This is a genomic window from Pantoea stewartii subsp. stewartii (genome assembly GCF_008801695.1).
In the GTDB taxonomy this organism is placed as follows: Bacteria; Pseudomonadota; Gammaproteobacteria; order Enterobacterales; family Enterobacteriaceae; genus Pantoea; species Pantoea stewartii.
The window spans coordinates 1-16529 of record NZ_VZPF01000094.1 but is presented as its reverse complement, the minus strand read 5'-3'; the positions used below and the strand labels follow the sequence as shown (position 1 = coordinate 16529).

The window sequence follows — 16529 nt, the reverse complement described above, 5'->3', positions numbered from 1 at the left end:
ATGTCGAACGGTTGTGGCAGGCGCTTCATGAGACAATAACCCGAAATCACCAGTGCAGTTCAATGTGGCAACTGTTGAAAAAGGTCCATCACTTTATGAATACCGTCAGCCCATTCCCCGGGGGAAAACATGGGCTGGCTAAAGTGTAGCGGTATTAGGATCAGTTATTTAGCTTTCAAAGGAAATAAGCGAGGGCAGGTGAATGGCATATCAGTTAAGTCTTTTAGATAAAGCGCCCGTGGCGGAAGGGGAATCGCCCGCCGCGGCCCTGCAACGTACGCTGCGGCTGGCGCAACAAGTCGAGAAATGGGGCTATCACCGTTTCTGGCTGGCTGAGCATCACAACGTTGAACAGCTGGCGAGTCCGTCGCCCGAAGTGTTAATCGCCTGGATTGCGGCACAAACGACGCGCATCCGGCTGGGATCGGGTGGCGTGATGCTGCAGCACTACAGCCCTTACAAAGTGGCAGAAAATTTCAATGTACTGGCCTCGCTGGCCCCCGGACGTATCGATCTGGGTATTGGCAAAGCACCGGGCGGCCTGCCGCTTTCCACCCGGGCGCTGCAGCGCGGTGTGCATCAGGATGAAAAAGGCAGCTTTGCGGAACAGCTGCGCCAGTTAGCACACTGGCTGACACCCGGCGCGGCGCAAGAGGATAAGGACGAAACGTTACGCGCCACGCCGATACCGGCGCGCCCGGCGCAGCGTTTTTTGTTGGGTGGCAGTGAACAGAGCGCACAGCTGGCGGCAGAGCTGGGCTGGCAGTTTGTCTTTGCCGCTCACATCAATGGTGATCGCCCGTTACTTGAGCGTGCACTGAAGACCTATTCACATCTGACCCGCGGCAAGCGGGCACTGGTGGCGGTACAGGTTGTGGTGGCGGATTCTCCCGCCCAGGCCGATCTGCTGGTCGCGGGGCTCAAACAGTTCCATGTCCAGGTTAAAGACGGGCCGGGCGTCAATGTTGCCAGTCTGGAACAGGCTGAACGTTATGTCCGTCAGGGTGGATTCACGGACTACCTGATTGAGCCGCGCACGCCCTCGCTGCTGAAAGGCACGGCCTCACAGGTTCACGCGCAGCTTGACGCGCTGCATCAGAACTTCAGAATTGATGAATTCGTTATCGACACGCCGGTTGCCGATGCGCGTGCCCGATACCGGTCTCTGGAATTACTGGCAACCCATCAATGGGTCGCTGCCTGAATCGCCGAGGTCATGATGAGTCTGAACGAAGCACAGCTAATTGAATGGCGACGTGAACTGCATACCTGGCCCGAACTTTCCGGTCAGGAATTTGCCACCACCGCGCGCCTTCGCCAGTGGCTCCAGGCCGCCGGGGTTCGCTTACTGGATTACCCACTGGCAACCGGCGTGGTGGCGGAAATCGGCCAGGGTGAAAATCTGATCGCACTGCGTGCCGATATTGACGCGTTGCCAATCCATGAAGCCAGCGGCGTCAGTTTTCATTCCCGTCAGCCCGGCGTCATGCATGCCTGCGGTCACGATCTCCATACTGCCGTCATGCTGGGCGCTGCCCTTGAGCTGCAGACAAGGGCGCATCAACTACCAGGACGGGTACGTATTTTATTTCAGCCCGCCGAAGAGATCGCACGCGGTGCCAGACAGTTTATTGAGGCCGGCGTGCTGGAGGGCGTTCAGGCAATTTTTGGCATGCATAACGAGCCGGGCCTGCCGAGCGGCACCTTTGCCACGCGCAGCGGTGCGTTTTATGCCAATGCAGACAAGTTCGTCATTCAGGTTACCGGCAAAGGCGCGCATGCGGCGCATCCTGAGCAGGGCGTGGATGCCATTGTGGTGGCCAGCCAGATTATTCAGGCTCTTCAGACGCTGACCAGTCGCAGCTTCAATACGCTCGACAGCCTGGTGCTCAGCGTGACCCGCATTGATGGCGGCAAAACCTGGAATGTATTGCCGGGTTCTGTGGAATTTGGCGGCACTGCCCGCACCCACGACCTGCAACGCCGTGCCGAACTGGAAGACCGTGTGCGCACGCTGGTGGAGCACATCGCCCGGGCCAGCGGCGCGCAGGCCAGTCTGAGCTGGTACGCCGGACCGCCTGTGCTGATCAATGATGCGCAGTGGGCGCAGTTTACCAGCGAAGTAGCGCACGATGTCGGCTATCGGGTACAGACGGCTGACCTGCATCTGGGGGGAGAAGACTTTGCCTTCTACCTGCAGCAGGTGCCCGGTGCCTTTGTCAGCATCGGCAGCGGCAGCGACTTTGGTCTGCACCATGCCGGTTTTACACCCGATGAAGCGTCGATCGCGCCTGCTGCCCACTACTTTGCTCAACTCGCGCAGCAGGCCCTGCGCCATCTTCATGACCGATGTCGTGAACCCGCCCTGAATTAAGTTCCACTTCCTGACGACCTGTGCGGCTTGTCGCGGACAACCGCCTGGCACTGTGACGCAGAAAAAAGAGAGTAATCATGAGCACAAGACAGCTTCGACTGGGTACCCTGTTGCACGGTGCCTCGGGTAACATGTCCGCCTGGCGCCACCCGGCCGCTCAGGCGGATGCCAGCATCAGCTTCGACTATGCCAAAAAAATCGCGCGTAAAGCCGAGCAGGGCAAACTGGACTTTCTGTTTGTCGCCGATGGTCTGTTTATCAATGAAAAATCAATTCCTCACTTCCTGAACCGTTTTGAACCTTTAACGCTACTCTCGGCGCTGGCCGGCGTTACGGAACATTTAGGGCTGGTGGGCACGGTCTCCACTTCCTATAGCGAACCTTTTACCGTGGCGCGCCAGTTCGCCAGCCTGGATCATCTGAGCGGTGGCCGCGCGGGCTGGAACGTCGTCACCTCGCCACTCGAAGGGTCGGCAAAAAACTTTTCCCGCCAGCAGCACCCGGAACACGCTTTGCGTTACCGCATTGCCGACGAATACCTTCAGGTAGTGAAAGGGCTGTGGGATTCATGGGAAGAGGATGCCTTCGTTCGCAACAAAGAGAGTGGCCAGTTCTTCGATCCCGCCAAACTACACACACTGCATCATCACGGCGATTTCTTTCAGGTACAGGGGCCGCTCAATATTTCACGCACGCCGCAGGGATGGCCTGTCATTTTCCAGGCCGGCGCGTCTGACGACGGTAAAAAGCTGGCGGCGCGACATGCCGATGCCATCTTTACGCACCAGCCGACGCGGGAAGAAGCCCAGGCCTTTTACCGGGATGTGAAGCAGCAACTGGTGAAAAACGGACGGCAACCGGACGATTTGCATATCTTTCAGGGCGTCAGCGTCATTGTGGGTCGCGATGCAGAGGATGTGGAGCAGCAGTATCAAACTACCGCTGCGCTGGTCTCGATTGATGATGCGCTGAATTATCTCGGCCGCTTCTTCGATCACCATGACTTCTCCCAGTATCCACTCGATGCGCCGTTCCCCGACGTTGGCGACATTGGCCAGAACAGTTTCCGCAGCACCACCGACGAAATTAAACGCAAAGCCCGTGAACAGGGACATTCACTGCGCCAGGCGGCACTGGAAGCCGCCATGCCACGGCCGCTGTTTCATGGCACGCCAGCGCAGGTTGCCGACGGCCTGCAGGCATGGTTTGAGAGCGGGGCTGCAGACGGCCTGCAGGCATGGTTTGAGAGCGGGGCTGCAGACGGTTTCATCATCAATGGCGGTACGCCGGATACGTTTGAGCGCTTTGTTGATGAAGTGGTGCCTGTTTTGCAGGCGCGTGGCCTGACAAGACGTGAGTATCCGGGGCGCACACTGCGTGACAGCTTCGCCTTGCCCAAGCCGGTCAATCAGTTCACTTTGCAATAAGGACCTTTGCTATGCAGAAAAAAATGCTGATGGCGCTGATGCTGCTGACGGCCAGCGCTACCAGCCATGCCGAAAGCACCAGCGTCGCGGTAAATGGGCAGCGCGTCAGTCTTGAAGCCAATAAAACGCCTGTCCATACCGTAAAGAATGCGCAGGCCATCGCACAGTTGCCCGCCGGTTACCACTTTGCTGTGCCGGGTTCGTTCACGGTGGCGGTGGCGGCCCTGAACTCGCCGCCGCTCACCGTTTTCTCGGACGACAATACCACGTTGTTTGGGAGCGAAGTCGATATCGCGCGACTGGTCGCAGACAGCCTGGGGTTAAAGCTCAACGTGGTGCCCACCTCGTGGGAGGACTGGCCGCTGGGCGTGGCGTCCGGAAAATATGATGCCGCCATTACCAACATCACCGTGACGAAGGCGCGCAAAGCGAAATTCGATTTTGCTACCTACCGCAAAGATTCGCTGGGGTTCTACGTAAAAACCAGCAGCCCGATTAAATCACTCACTCAAGCCGAAGATATCGCCGGGCTGCGCATCATTGTCGGTTCCGGGACCAATCAGGAGGCCATTTTACTGGCCTGGGACAAACAAAATCAGGCCAAAGGGCTTAAACCGTTTACACCCATTTATACCAAAGACGATGCGGCACAGACGCTGGCGCTGCAGGCCGGACGTGCAGATGCCTATTTTGGCCCTAATGTGATTGGCGCCTGGAAAGCCGCGCTCAACGGTAAGACTCGTCTGGTCGGCAGTGTGGATGGCGGCTGGCCCAAGGCGGCGCATATCGCCGTGACGGTGAAGAAAGGCAGCGGCTTAGCGCAACCTGTCAGTACGGCGCTGAACGGCGTCATTCAAAATGGCGCTTACCAGAAGGTACTGGATCGCTGGGGCGAAGGCGTTGAACGCATTGACCATTCCGAAATTAATCCACCCGGTCTGGGTGACTGAGGCGCACACGATGAGTCAACAGCAATTCCGTGAACTGTCACCTGATGCACCAGAGTTAGAGCCCATTCTCACCGGCTTATTTGGTGAATATGCGGCCCGCTATGGCGATTACTTCAGCCGCCACAAGGAGCAGGAAAAAACCGAATGGTATCTGCCGCCGCACGGCTTATTCATCGTGCTGGAGCGCGACAAGGAGATTATCGCGATGGGGGCGTACAAACCTTACGACGCGCAGACGGCAGAGCTGAAGCGAATCTGGACGCGTGGCGATCTCCGGCGACAGGGGTTAGCCCTGGTGGTGCTGAAAGAGCTGGAGCGACGGGCCCTGCGCGCCGGTTATCAAAGGCTGTTTCTGACTACCGGTTTCCGGCAGCCCGAGGCCGTTCGCTTATATACCGGCCACGGCTATGAGCCGCAGTTCGATCTGAGTGGCGATCTGGAGCGTTACGGGCAGCCACCGCACGATGGCCGCTTACGGTTTATCAAAGTGATTGGCGTGCACAGCGTTGTGCAGGCAAGTTAAGGAGTCAGTATGAACTCTCATCAACATTTACATGTCGTGCCTGCCCGTTATCCTGCCCGCACGCTGGGCGCGGTGGTCGCGCTGTTTATCCTGGCAGGCGTGGTGCAGTCGGTCGCGTTTAATCCACGCTGGGAATGGGGCGTGTTTGCCCGCTGGTTCTTTGATCCCGTCATTCTGCATGGTCTGGGGCAAACGCTGCTGCTAACGCTGTTGGGCACGGTATTCAGCCTGCTTTTAGGCGGGCTACTGGCGTTGGCGCGGCTGTCGTCGTCCTGGCTGCTAAGCAGCCTGGCGTGGGGATACATCTGGCTGTTTCGATCGCTGCCGTTTATCGTGGTGCTGATCATTCTCTATAACTTCTCTTATCTCTACGACACGCTGTCCATTGGCGTGCCTTTTACCACGCTGTCCTGGGGCCATTTTCAGACGATTAACGTGCTGGGGCAGTTTCCGGCGGCCGTCATTGGCCTGACCCTGGTCCAGGCGGCCTACAGTGCAGAGATCATCCGGGGTGGTTTTCTGGGCGTTGATCACGGTCAGGTGGAAGCGGCTTCCGCACTCGGGCTGTCTGCCACGCGGCGCACCTTCCGCATTATTCTGCCCCAGGCCCTACGCGCCATTATTCCCACGGCCTTTAACGAAATTATCAGCCTCGCGAAGGGCACGGCAATGGTCTATGTGCTGGCGATGCCGGAACTGTTTTACACCATTCAGATGATCTACAACCGCAACCAGGAGGTGATCCCCTTACTCATGGTCGGTGCGGCCTGGTATCTGATTATCACCACCGTTCTGTCACTGATTCAGCACAGCGTCGAACGCTGGCTGGCGCGTAGCGTCAGCCGTGAACCCCAACCGTCGCGCTGGCGACAATGGCGCAGCCGCGTCACACCGCTCAATCCTGTTGAGGAGATCAGCCATGTCCGAAGCCATTGATTACCGCGTAGCGCAACGTACCGGGGCCATCAGCATTACCGGGGTCAGCAAACGTTTCGGCAAGCTCAAGGCGCTGGACGACGTCTCGCTGGAACTTGAACCCGGTTCTGTGACGGTGATTCTGGGGCCATCCGGTTCAGGAAAGTCGACCCTGCTGCGCACCATCAACCATCTGGAACGCGTGGACGAAGGCTTTATTCAGATCGACGGTGAGTACATCGGTTACCAGCGTCGGGGAAATACACTCTATGAACTGAAGGCGCGAGCGATACTGCGCCAGCGCGTCAACGTTGGCTATGTTTTTCAGAACTTCAATTTGTTTCCTCATCTCACGGTGCTGGAAAATTTAATCGAAGCGCCGATAGCGCACCGGCAGCTCTCAAAACGTGAGGCGATCATCCGGGCTGGCGAGCTACTGGAGACGGTCGGCCTGCGCCATAAAGCGGATGCCTGGCCGCGTCATCTGTCGGGCGGTCAGCAACAACGCATTGCGATTGCCCGGGCCCTGATGCTGCAACCGCGTGTCATGTTGTTTGATGAGCCGACTTCCGCGCTGGATCCTGAACTGGTAGGCGAGGTGCTGGATGTGATTAAAAAACTGGCCCGCTCCGGCACCACCCTGGTTATCGTGACGCACGAGGTTGGCTTTGCCCGTGAAGTTGCCGACAACGTGGTGTTTATGGTGGACGGAAAAATTGTTGAGCAGGGCAGCAGTGCCCAGGTGCTAAACCATCCACGTCATGAACGCACCCGCCGCTTTCTGGCACGCGTATTATAAGGAGCCGATATGAAATACGCGTCTCTGACGCTGTTAGCGGTGTTGGTGAGCGGTGCGGTATGCGCCGAAGAAAGACGGGATGCCGCCCAGAATGAACAGCCCATTCATGCGCCCGTGAACCCGGAAGCGGTGAGAAAAATCCCGGCGAATTTTCCGTTTGTGGAGCCGGGCACCTTGACCGTCGCCACCTCGGCTATCCACTCACCGCCGCTGGCGCTGCTGGCGTCGGATAACGTGACGCGCATTGGCAGCGATCCGGACATTGCCCGCCTGCTGGCAGACAGCCTGGGACTCAAACTGAAACTGGTGCCGGCCTCCTGGGAGGACTGGCCCCTGGGCATTCGCGCAGGCCGCTATGACGTAGCCATGTTTAATATCGCAGTAACCGAAGAGCGAAAGCAGAAATTTGATTTCGCGACCTATCGTGCCGATAACCATGCCTTTTCGGTCAAAGCTGACAGTCCCCTCCGCGCGATCACCTCACCGGCGGACGTGGCAGGGAAACGTATCATCGTGGCCTCGGGGACCAATCAGGAACGCATTCTGCTGAACTGGGACGCACAGAATCGGGCGAAGGGCTTGCCGCCGGTTACGCCGATCTATCTGACCGATGATGCTTCAGCCACGCTGTATTTGCTATCAGGGCGGGCCGATGTGATGTTTGGTCCACATTCTGTGGCGGCCTGGAAAGTCGCCTCACGGGGCCAGACGAAACTGGTGGGCCAGGGGCCGTTTCGCGCCTGGGTTGCCGTCACGACGAAAAAGGGTAATGGCCTGGCGGCGGCGCTGCAAACTGCACTCGATGGCACGATTGCAGGCGGACAATATCAGCAGGTTTTGCAACGCTGGGGTGAGCAGGATGAGGCGATCACCCATTCCACGATTAACCCACCCGGTATTGTGTACTGATTCAGGGCCTGCAGGCGGATTTTCCCCCACAGGCCCTGACAGTCCAGCGCCAGCACGGGCGAATAATCCCGTCTCATCTGACAGAAGAAGGCTGCGCGGTCAGCCTGTTTTCGCTCATCCCTTCCTGATATAAACAGGCTGCATGGCCGGTTGCCCTAGCAGGTTTTCCCGGCCTGCTCAGCGACGGGCGCATTGTGTTGCGCGTTTTACAGATTAATCCTACCACGATACAAAGCCTTACCGACTTAAGGTGGAATTGTTAACAATTAATTTGGCTTTGGTTAGCGAGTTTGGATGATTGTGTAAATTGTGATGCATGGCGCACATTACATCACCTGCGACCTTTGTCACACTATAGAAAAAAGGAGACATTGTATGACTGCCCAAACTTCCAGTCTGATGTTGCTGATGTCTTTCGCCGCAGGGACATTTTCAGCCGGTGCATCGAATAACCCGCAACATTTGATGTTCGCCAGCCCGTCTGCTGGCGTGCCCAATAATCCGTTGCCGCTCATCATCTGGCCGCGCGTTGTGCCTGAAGAGGAAGAGGACATCGCGCGCTGGTTTGAGACGACGTTTGAAAAAAATGGCTGGCCTTCGGACTGGCGCGATCAGATCTTCCCCTACATGCACTATCATCCCAACACGCATGAGCTGCTGGGTGTGGCGGAAGGCTGGGCTGAAGTGCTGTTTGGTGGGGACAGCGGCCGTATGATTACCCTGCGGGCGGGCGATGCCGTCCTGATTCCTGCGGGCGTTGGGCACCGTCAGGTGTCGGCCAGCGAAGACTTCGTGGCCGTGGGCGCGCATCCCGAGGGCCTGAAGCCCGAGATTCTGCGCGACGAAATCGGTCTGCTCAAACTGTCGCAGGAAAAAGTGAAAAAAGTGCCCCTGCCAACACGCGATCCCTTCACAGGCAAAGCCGGGGCGATGACGGAGATCTGGAATCCCGTTGCCACCATCATGCACCAGCAGTAAGGCAGGGACCCGTTGCACGGTTGCGCTGCCGTTTTTTACGCCGCGCAACCGCCCCTTGTTTCTCCCGGCAAGGGCAAGTGACTGCCACGTCATAGCCGACTTTTCCCCCTTTACGCCGCGTTTCGCTCTGGCGAAATTGTCTTTATTAACCTGCTGTTTTTAGTAAATAAAATCCGTATTTCCATGCGTTCTCAGCAGACTGTGCTGACAATTTTGCCCTTCGATTTGTCCCGATTCATAAAAGTGCAAACATCGCGACTTACTTTCGCTGTATCTCTGGGACAGGCACGAAAGGTTAACTGTGTTTTCAGTCGATCAGGTTATTGAGAGTTTCTGGCCTAACCAGCGTCCTGCCAACTGGCAGAAACGGATGCTGAAGTGGGTGTTGCGTGAAGATGAATTCCAGCGCTTTGCCGCGCGCTATCCCCACCTGAAAGGGCTGGATATGGTGGAGCAGGTACTGGAACACCTTGATGTACGCTGTGAACTCAGCGAGCGCGATCTGGAACAAATTCCGCCGCGCGGCCCAGTCGTGGTAGTGGCGAACCATCCGCTGGGCACGATTGATGGCATGGCACTCCTGCATGCGATCTCCCAGGTGCGCCGTGATGTCAAAATCGTGGCAAACCGGTTGATTATGTTACTGGAGCCGCTCAACAGTCTGATGTTGCCTGTCGACAACATCGGTAACCGTACCAGCCGCCAGCAACTGCAACACATGCAGCAGCACCTCAATAATCAGGGCGTACTGATTATTTTCCCTGCCGGGGAAGTTTCCCGTCTCACCAGCGCGGGCGTTCGCGACCGTGAATGGCATCACAGTTTCCTGCGCCTTGCCGCGAAAGCCCGCGCACCGCTGGTACCGGTGCACGTTGAAGGGCGTAACAGCTCCCTGTTTTACACCACCGCCAAAGTCGCCCCACCGGTGGCGATGCTGATGCTGGTGCGTGAAATGTTTAAGCAGCGCGGCATGCGCATCAAACTGCGCATTGGAGCACAGATTCCGTTCGCGCACTGGCACGATGGTCATACGCCAGGCAAAGAGCTGGCAAAACGTGTGCGTAAACATGTCTATCGCCTGGGGCAGGGGAAAAAGGGGCTCTTCCAGACCGAATCCGCTATCGCCCTAGCGGAAGACCGCGCTGAACTGAAGAAAGCGCTACTGCAAAGCGAGCTGCTGGGAACGACCACCGACGGTAAGCAGATCTATCTGTGGCGACGCAACGGCGCAACCTGGGTGCCAATCCTGCGCGAGCTGGGCCAGTTGCGTGAAATTGCGTTTCGCGCCGTGGGCGAGGGCAGCGGACGTCGTCGTGACCTGGACAGCTACGATGATGACTATTATCACCTGATTCTGTGGGATGACGCCGAACTGGAAATCGTCGGTGCCTACCGGTTTATTCCGGGTGGTGAACAACTGGAACGGCGCGGAATGGAAGGCCTCTACAGCCACAGCCTGTTCCATTACGATGAACGGATGATCCCGATCCTGCGCCAGGGCATCGAGCTGGGCCGTAGCTTTATTCAGCCAGCCTATTGGGGAAAACGTGGACTGGATTACCTCTGGTTCGGCATTGGTGCCTATGTCGCCAAATATCCCGAAGTACGCTATCTGTTCGGGCCGGTCTCGATTTCAGGCACCATGCCGCTGGCGGCGCGTGATTTGCTGGTGGCGTTCTACCGCATCTACTTCCCCACAGATTTTCCGCTGGCCACCTCACGCTGCCCGTATCCGGCCTCGCTGCCTGACGTGCTGGCACAGTTCAGCGGTAATGATTACAAAGAGGATCTGCAGCGGCTGAAACAACTGCTCAGTAACCTTGGCGCCGCGATTCCGACCCTGTACAAACAGTACTGCGAAGTGTACGAGCCGGGCGGCGTGCAGTTTATTGATTTCGGTAGCGATCCCGATTTTAACAACTGTATCGATGGGCTGGTGCTGGCGGATCTCACCAAAATCAAGCCGTCGCGCTATGAACGTTACGTGGCGGTGCATCTGCCGAAGTAGCGGGATGTCACGGTGCTGTCATCAACGTGTCGTAACGTTTAACGCAGGACGTTTATGGCAAAGGCACAGTAGATATGGCCGCACTCTCTCTCACCGGGCTGCATAAGGCCTTCGCGGCGCAGCCGGTTATCCATAACGTAACGCTTAAGATCCAGCAGGGCGAATTTGTCGCCGTGCTGGGTCCGTCCGGCTGCGGCAAGACAACCTTGCTACGCCTGATCGCCGGATTCGAAACCCTGGATCGCGGCGAGATTCGGGTGGACGACACCGTGTTTGCTGCTCCGGATTTTCACCTGCCTCCGGAACGTCGCGATCTTGGCGTGGTGTTTCAAAACTACGCGCTGTGGCCGCACATGACGGTGGCCGAAAACGTGGGCTACAGCCTGAAAGTCACTGGCGTAAACCGAACTGAACGGGCGGATCGCATCCGGCAGGCCTTGACGCTGGTCGATCTGCTGGCGTTTGCCGATCGGCACCCGGCCGATCTCTCCGGGGGCCAGCGTCAGCGCGTGGCGCTGGCGCGTTGTCTGGTGGCCAGGCCACGGCTGGTGCTGCTTGATGAACCCCTGGCTAACCTTGACGTACATCTGCGCGCGGCGATGGAAGACGAATTTCGCCGTTTTCATCGTCACAGCGGCGCGACGCTGATTTACATCACCCACGATCAGCGTGAGGCCATGGCACTGGCCGATCGTATTGTGGTGATGGAGGGTGGTCAGGTGATGCAGTTTGCCTCGCCACAAACCTTGTGGCGCGAACCGGCCAACGAGATGGTTGCCACCTTTATCGATGAAGGACGTATGCTACCGGTACAGGATATTGAACCCCTGGGGAAGGGCGTGGCATCGGTCATGCTCTGCGGTACGCGACTACGGCTGCGTTGTGCCGCGCAGCAGACAGCCTTACCTTATGGCAAAGCCAGTTTCCATCGCGCCAGTTTCCGCCTGGCCCAGGGCGAAACCGGGCATTTTGCCGCGTAGATCACACGTCTGGTCTACCGTGGCGGTCATTACGACGTCCATCTGTCCCCCTCGGCAGCGCCTGATGTGTCTTTCACCTTGGCCCTCGACGACGTTTCTGCGCTTACGGTTGACGATACCGTCGGCATTATCGTGACTGACGGCTGGATTCTCCCCGCATAAAGGACTTCAGACAGTATGAAAAAGGCTATTTTCACTTCGGTGACCTCGCTGCTGTTTACCGTATTGCTGGCAGGCTCAGCGCTGGCGCAGGCGGCAGACCAGCCCACCGGTAAACTGGTGGTGTACACCTCACAGGCACCGGAAATTGCACAGCAAACGATGGATGCGTTCAAAGCGGCCTATCCCGATATTCAGGTAGAGTGGACGCGCAACGGCACCACGCAGTTAATGAACGTGCTGCATACGGAAATGATGAGCGGCAGAGTCAAGCCTGATGTGCTGCTGGTTGCGGATGCCATTAATCTCGGCGCGCTGAAGAAAGAGCAGCAGCTCTATGCCTATCAGGACGCACCCGTTGGACACCTGAAGCCGTCCTTCTACGATCGTGACAAGACCTTTTTTGGCACCAAGATTATTGCTACGGTCATTGCCTACAACACGCAACGGGCCAAACCGGTCAACAGCTGGAACGCATTGCTCAACGCCGATAACAAAGGGCAAATCGCGATGCCGAGTTCGCTCTATTCCGGGGCGGCCTTGTACAAACTCCATACCGACATCGCCACGCCTGACATCGGCTGGAACTTCTATAAACAGCTGGCGGCGCTGGGCATCGCGCCGCAGGGAGGCAACGGGCCAGCACTGAAAGCCGTGGCGAGCGGGATGGATAAATATGGCGTGATCACCGATGCCGATATTATCCGGGCGAAAAAGCAAGGATCGCCGATCGATCTGGTGTATCCCAAAGAGGGCGTGTCTTACGTCACCGAACCGGTTGCCATTATGAAATCCGTCCACAACCTGCCCGCAGCGAAAGCCTTTGTGAATTTTTTACTGTCAGAGCAGGGCCAGAAACTGGTGGCCGATCAGGGCAACCGGCCGGTTGACGATCGCGTAGCCGCGCCGGAAGGCTTTGTTCCGGTTGCGCAGATCAAACTGCTGACGCCGGACGTGGAAAAGGCGGTCGCAGATGATGCGCAGGTGCGGGCGCAGTTTACCGCACTGTTCGGAGGCTGAGCATGAGCGTGCTGAGTCACGACAGTCAGCCTCGCTGCTGGCATCTTACACGCGGGCGTTTTCGCGCCGAGCCGTGGGTGCTGGGCGTGCTGGAGTTGATGATTGGGCTGCTGTCGGTGGCGCCTTTTGCCCGGCTTATCTGGACGGCGGTAGCGCCGCAGGGCGTCCCCGATCTGACGCGGCTGGCGCAGTTGCTGGTCAGTCGGCGGGTCCTCAGTGCAACGCTCAATACCTTGAGTATCGGGCTTTGTGCCACACTGTTGTCGCTGCTGCTGGGCACGCTCGCTGCCTGGCTGGTTGCGCTCAGCGATATGCGCGCCAAAGCAGCCTGGGTTTTTGCGTTTATTCTGCCCTTGATGATTCCGCCCCAGGTGACCGCGCTGGCCTGGCTGCAGGCGCTGGCACCGGGTAGCCTGCTGGCCTCACTGTTTCAGTTACTGGGTTTACCCTGGTTCGCGCCAGGCGATCAGCCGCTCTTTTCATGGGGCGGCATCGTACTGCTGCTGGGCCTGCACAGCGCGCCGCTGGTGTTTCTGACGGTACGGGCCGGTCTGCGGCGTTTACCCGCCGAACTGGTGGAAGCGGCGCGTATCAGTGGCGCGTCACATGGGCAGATTCTTCGCACCATCATTTTGCCGCTGGCGCGTCCGGCCCTGTTTGCCGGCGCCGCGCTGGCCTTTGTCGCGGCCGTCGGCAATTTTGGTATTCAGGCCATGCTGGGCATTCCGGCGCGCCTGCCGACGCTTATCACCCTGGTCTATCAACAGCTTAACGCGACAGGTCCGGGTGCGTTGCCGGACACGGCTGTCTATTCGTTGCTGATGGCGCTGATTAGCCTGTCGGGCATGTTGCTGAGCGGCTGGCTGGGCGGACGGCGCGATGTCCGCGTCAGTGGATCCCCGCAGGCGTGGCGACAACCTCTACAGGGCGCACGTTTGCCGACAGAAATTCTGGCCTGGCTGTGGATGGTCGCAACGCTTATCCTGCCCGTCAGTGCGTTGCTGACCAGCGCGTTGACGCGGGGTTTTGGACAGGCTCTGACGTGGCAAACCCTGACGCTGGAAAACTTTTTTCAGGCGCTGTGGGGCTATCCCGCCATCCGCCATGCTTTTGCAACCAGCCTGTGGCTGACCGGGCTGGCGACGCTGATCCTGACCGCCATGGCGCTGTTTCTGGCTTTTTTTCTGAGCTGGCAGCGTACCCGACTGGTTCGCGGCCTGTGGTTCGCCAGCGAGCTGACCTATGCGCTGCCCGGTATTGTCACTGGCGTGGCGGCAATCCTGTTTTTTCTGCCGCCGCTTCCGCTGCTGGACGTGTCGATTTATGGCACGGTCTGGATCATTCTGGCCGCCTATCTGTCCAACTTTCTGGCGCTGGTGTTGCGGCCTGTGCTGGCTGGCTTCGCGCAAATCGAACCTGCGCTTGATGAAGCCGCCCGTCTGTGTGGCGCAGGACTGATGCGCCGTATGCGCGATATCTTACTGCCGCTGGCCGCACCCTCCGCACTGGCAGGCGGTCTGTTGGTGTTTCTTACCGCGTTAAACGAAATTCAGGTATCGGTTCTGCTGGTGACATCGGAAACGCAAACCCTCGGTCCCACGATTATCTTTCTTGATGAAGGCGGATCTGCGCCGCTGGCGGCGGCGGTGGGTTGCCTGATGATACTGGTGGTTCTGACGTTAATGCTGCTGGCGACGCGTTTAACGCGCCGTCTGCCACAGGGTACATTGCCATGGCAAGCCTGACCGTTGTGAGCGGGGTGGGCGGCAAATTGCCCGCGGCGTTCCTGCTGGAGATTCAGGGCTATCGTCTGCTGTGGGATCTGGGTGCCGGGCCGGAGCCGGGCGTCAGACCCGACCTGGCCGCCATCGGTCAGGTTGATGCGATCTGCCTGACCCATTCTCATCGCGATCATACCGGGGCGCTGGACAGCTGGCAGCAACTTGGCTCGCCACCGGTTTACGCGACGGACATCACCTGGCAGCAGTTGGGCGACGGTCCGGTGCCTGCGCGCTGCCGATGCGGTCGCCGACAGCGGTCGGGCGGCCACGCTGAGCCACTGCCCTGAGTTTACCCTGATTTTTAGTAGCCACGTCGCCCGCGGGACACGAGCCTTTGAGATGCTGCAAAACGGGCTGGCGCAGTGGCTGCCCTGGAACGTTCATCCGCCGCTGGACGATCAACTGGCCCTGATAAAACACGGCGGAGCCGAGCAGGTGATCCCCACCTTTGTCGCACCCGAACAGTGTCAGCAGTTGATGGCCCGTGCGGGTAGCACGCTGTGCTGGCAGCGTCACTTCACGCTGTCATCCCGCTGGGAGAGTTTTGTCTGACGCTTTAGCAAACGGCTTCAACTGTAAAGCCCGTACTGCTGGACCGGCGCATGGCCCGGATTATCCCGGATGCGGCGTACCGAATCGCGCACCACCAGTTTGCCGTTCAGCAGCAGGTTACCCGGAGGAAGATCCGGATCTAACCGGAGCGACTGAAGAATTCTTACCGCGGCTTCGCCCAGCTCATCGCGTGGCACCTGTACCGAGGTTAAGGGGATCTCCTGAACGGTCGCCAGGTTAAAACCATCCATGCTCATCACCGACACATCCTCCGGCACCCGCAGGCCCGCCTGAACCGCCCCGGCGGCAATATAATCGCCGCTGGCCAGAATGGCCGTGGGCCGCTGCGCCTGAGGGCAATGGCGCAGGTAGTCGCTCAGCCGGTCGCGGGCGTCATTGCTGCTAAAGCTGTTCAGCGTTAGCAGATGCTGACGACTGTCGAAGCGCAGATTCATGGCATGCCAGGCATCACGGACGCCCTGTAGCCGCTGCTCCATCGTGTAGCGCCGCAGGCAGTGCAGCGACAGGATTTGCCGGTGGCCCTGTTCAAACAGATAGCGTGCTGAGAACTCGCCAATCAAATGATGATCGGGGGAGACCGACGGCAGGCGCATCCGGCGGTCGCGGGCATTAATCAGCACGCAGGGCTTGTGCATTTCAGCGGCCAGCTGATGGATATGTTCATCATCAATACCAATCACCAGCGCAGCTTCGGTCTGCTGCATCTTATCGATAAACAGTGCCGCATCGCTGTCGACTTCTTCCAGCGGGCAGTAGCGCACCCGGACATCGTGTGGTTTCACGGCTTCGCTGATCCCCTGGATCACCTTGTAATAGAAGATATCCGTACGGATATCGAAAGCACGCGGCGGCGCAAACACGATCAGGTCATTAAGCAGCAGCCGGCCATGGTGCAGGTTGTCCAGCACACCTTGCTGTTGGGCAATACGCAGTACCTTGGTAAGCGTCGCATTCAGACCGTATTGACGTTCAGGCAGAGGGAAGCTCGACCTTCCATGGCAGCAGATCGCGGACCCGGTTCACCGGCCAGTCCTGTATATGACCGATGACGTAACGCAACCACGTCTCGGGGTCAACGCCGTTAAGCCGGCAGGTGACGATCAGAGAGTAGAGGATCGCCGCACGTTCTCCGC

15 protein-coding genes and 3 pseudogenes are annotated in these 16529 nt (G+C 58.4%); 16 read left to right on the top strand and 2 right to left on the bottom strand.

The window, feature by feature from the left end:
- From F7Q90_RS21655 to F7Q90_RS27335, 16 genes and pseudogenes are all read left to right on the top strand, one after another.
- Window positions 1–149: pseudogene (locus F7Q90_RS21655) on the top strand (IS630 family transposase); the annotation flags it as partial.
- 53 nt (window positions 150–202) lie between these two features.
- On the top strand, window positions 203–1204 hold the full coding sequence (locus F7Q90_RS21650) for an LLM class flavin-dependent oxidoreductase (protein WP_006118152.1): 1002 nt from the start codon (window positions 203–205) through the stop codon (window positions 1202–1204).
- Window positions 1205–1219: 15 nt separating this feature from the next.
- Window positions 1220–2374, top strand: coding sequence for an amidohydrolase (locus tag F7Q90_RS21645; RefSeq protein ID WP_006118151.1), 1155 nt, complete (start codon window positions 1220–1222; stop codon window positions 2372–2374).
- A gap of 77 nt (window positions 2375–2451) precedes the next feature.
- Window positions 2452–3801 carry an LLM class flavin-dependent oxidoreductase gene (locus F7Q90_RS21640; protein ID WP_151161065.1) on the top strand — a complete coding sequence of 450 codons (1350 nt, stop codon included), beginning with the start codon at window positions 2452–2454 and terminating at the stop codon, window positions 3799–3801.
- A gap of 11 nt (window positions 3802–3812) precedes the next feature.
- Window positions 3813–4751, top strand: a complete 939-nt coding sequence (locus F7Q90_RS21635; RefSeq protein ID WP_006118149.1) for an ABC transporter substrate-binding protein — start codon at window positions 3813–3815, stop codon at window positions 4749–4751.
- A 10-nt stretch (window positions 4752–4761) separates the two neighbouring features.
- A complete protein-coding gene (locus F7Q90_RS21630; RefSeq protein ID WP_006118148.1) occupies window positions 4762–5274 on the top strand; it encodes a GNAT family N-acetyltransferase in 513 nt (170 codons plus the stop codon).
- Between the two features lie 9 nt (window positions 5275–5283).
- Window positions 5284–6210 carry an amino acid ABC transporter permease gene (locus tag F7Q90_RS21625; protein ID WP_006118147.1) on the top strand — a complete coding sequence of 309 codons (927 nt, stop codon included), beginning with the start codon at window positions 5284–5286 and terminating at the stop codon, window positions 6208–6210.
- Window positions 6194–6988 carry an amino acid ABC transporter ATP-binding protein gene (locus F7Q90_RS21620; RefSeq protein ID WP_006118146.1) on the top strand — a complete coding sequence of 265 codons (795 nt, stop codon included), beginning with the start codon at window positions 6194–6196 and terminating at the stop codon, window positions 6986–6988. Before F7Q90_RS21625 ends, F7Q90_RS21620 begins: the two co-directional genes overlap by 17 nt.
- Before the next feature lie 9 nt (window positions 6989–6997).
- The gene (locus tag F7Q90_RS21615; protein ID WP_006118145.1) at window positions 6998–7897 is read left to right on the top strand and encodes an ABC transporter substrate-binding protein; all 900 of its coding nucleotides are present in this window, start codon (window positions 6998–7000) and stop codon (window positions 7895–7897) included.
- A gap of 375 nt (window positions 7898–8272) precedes the next feature.
- Window positions 8273–8875 (top strand): cupin domain-containing protein, encoded by a 603-nt coding sequence (locus F7Q90_RS21610; protein WP_006118144.1) that lies wholly within the window; start codon window positions 8273–8275, stop codon window positions 8873–8875.
- Window positions 8876–9176: 301 nt separating this feature from the next.
- The gene (locus F7Q90_RS21605) at window positions 9177–10883 is read left to right on the top strand and encodes a lysophospholipid acyltransferase family protein (protein ID WP_006118143.1); all 1707 of its coding nucleotides are present in this window, start codon (window positions 9177–9179) and stop codon (window positions 10881–10883) included.
- Between the two features lie 74 nt (window positions 10884–10957).
- A pseudogene (locus F7Q90_RS21600) lies at window positions 10958–12025 on the top strand (ABC transporter ATP-binding protein).
- Window positions 12026–12040: 15 nt separating this feature from the next.
- The gene (locus F7Q90_RS21595; protein ID WP_006118142.1) at window positions 12041–13042 is read left to right on the top strand and encodes an ABC transporter substrate-binding protein; all 1002 of its coding nucleotides are present in this window, start codon (window positions 12041–12043) and stop codon (window positions 13040–13042) included.
- Window positions 13043–13044: 2 nt separating this feature from the next.
- Window positions 13045–14787 carry an ABC transporter permease gene (locus F7Q90_RS21590; protein ID WP_006118141.1) on the top strand — a complete coding sequence of 581 codons (1743 nt, stop codon included), beginning with the start codon at window positions 13045–13047 and terminating at the stop codon, window positions 14785–14787.
- Window positions 14775–15110, top strand: a complete 336-nt coding sequence (locus tag F7Q90_RS27340; RefSeq protein ID WP_052310110.1) for an MBL fold metallo-hydrolase — start codon at window positions 14775–14777, stop codon at window positions 15108–15110. The genes F7Q90_RS21590 and F7Q90_RS27340 overlap by 13 nt, the downstream gene beginning before the upstream one ends.
- 52 nt (window positions 15111–15162) lie before the next feature.
- Complete coding sequence (locus tag F7Q90_RS27335) at window positions 15163–15375, top strand: hypothetical protein (RefSeq protein WP_052310109.1); 213 nt, start codon at window positions 15163–15165, stop codon at window positions 15373–15375.
- Between the two features lie 17 nt (window positions 15376–15392).
- On the opposite strand, the pseudogene F7Q90_RS21580 reads toward F7Q90_RS27335, so the two are convergent.
- Together F7Q90_RS21580 and F7Q90_RS21570 are read right to left on the bottom strand one after the other, a co-directional pair.
- Window positions 15393–16346, bottom strand: a pseudogene (locus tag F7Q90_RS21580) (LacI family DNA-binding transcriptional regulator); the annotation flags it as partial.
- A gap of 19 nt (window positions 16347–16365) precedes the next feature.
- A partial coding sequence (locus F7Q90_RS21570; RefSeq protein ID WP_151161046.1) for a transposase domain-containing protein occupies window positions 16366–16529 on the bottom strand: 164 nt, incomplete at its 5' end.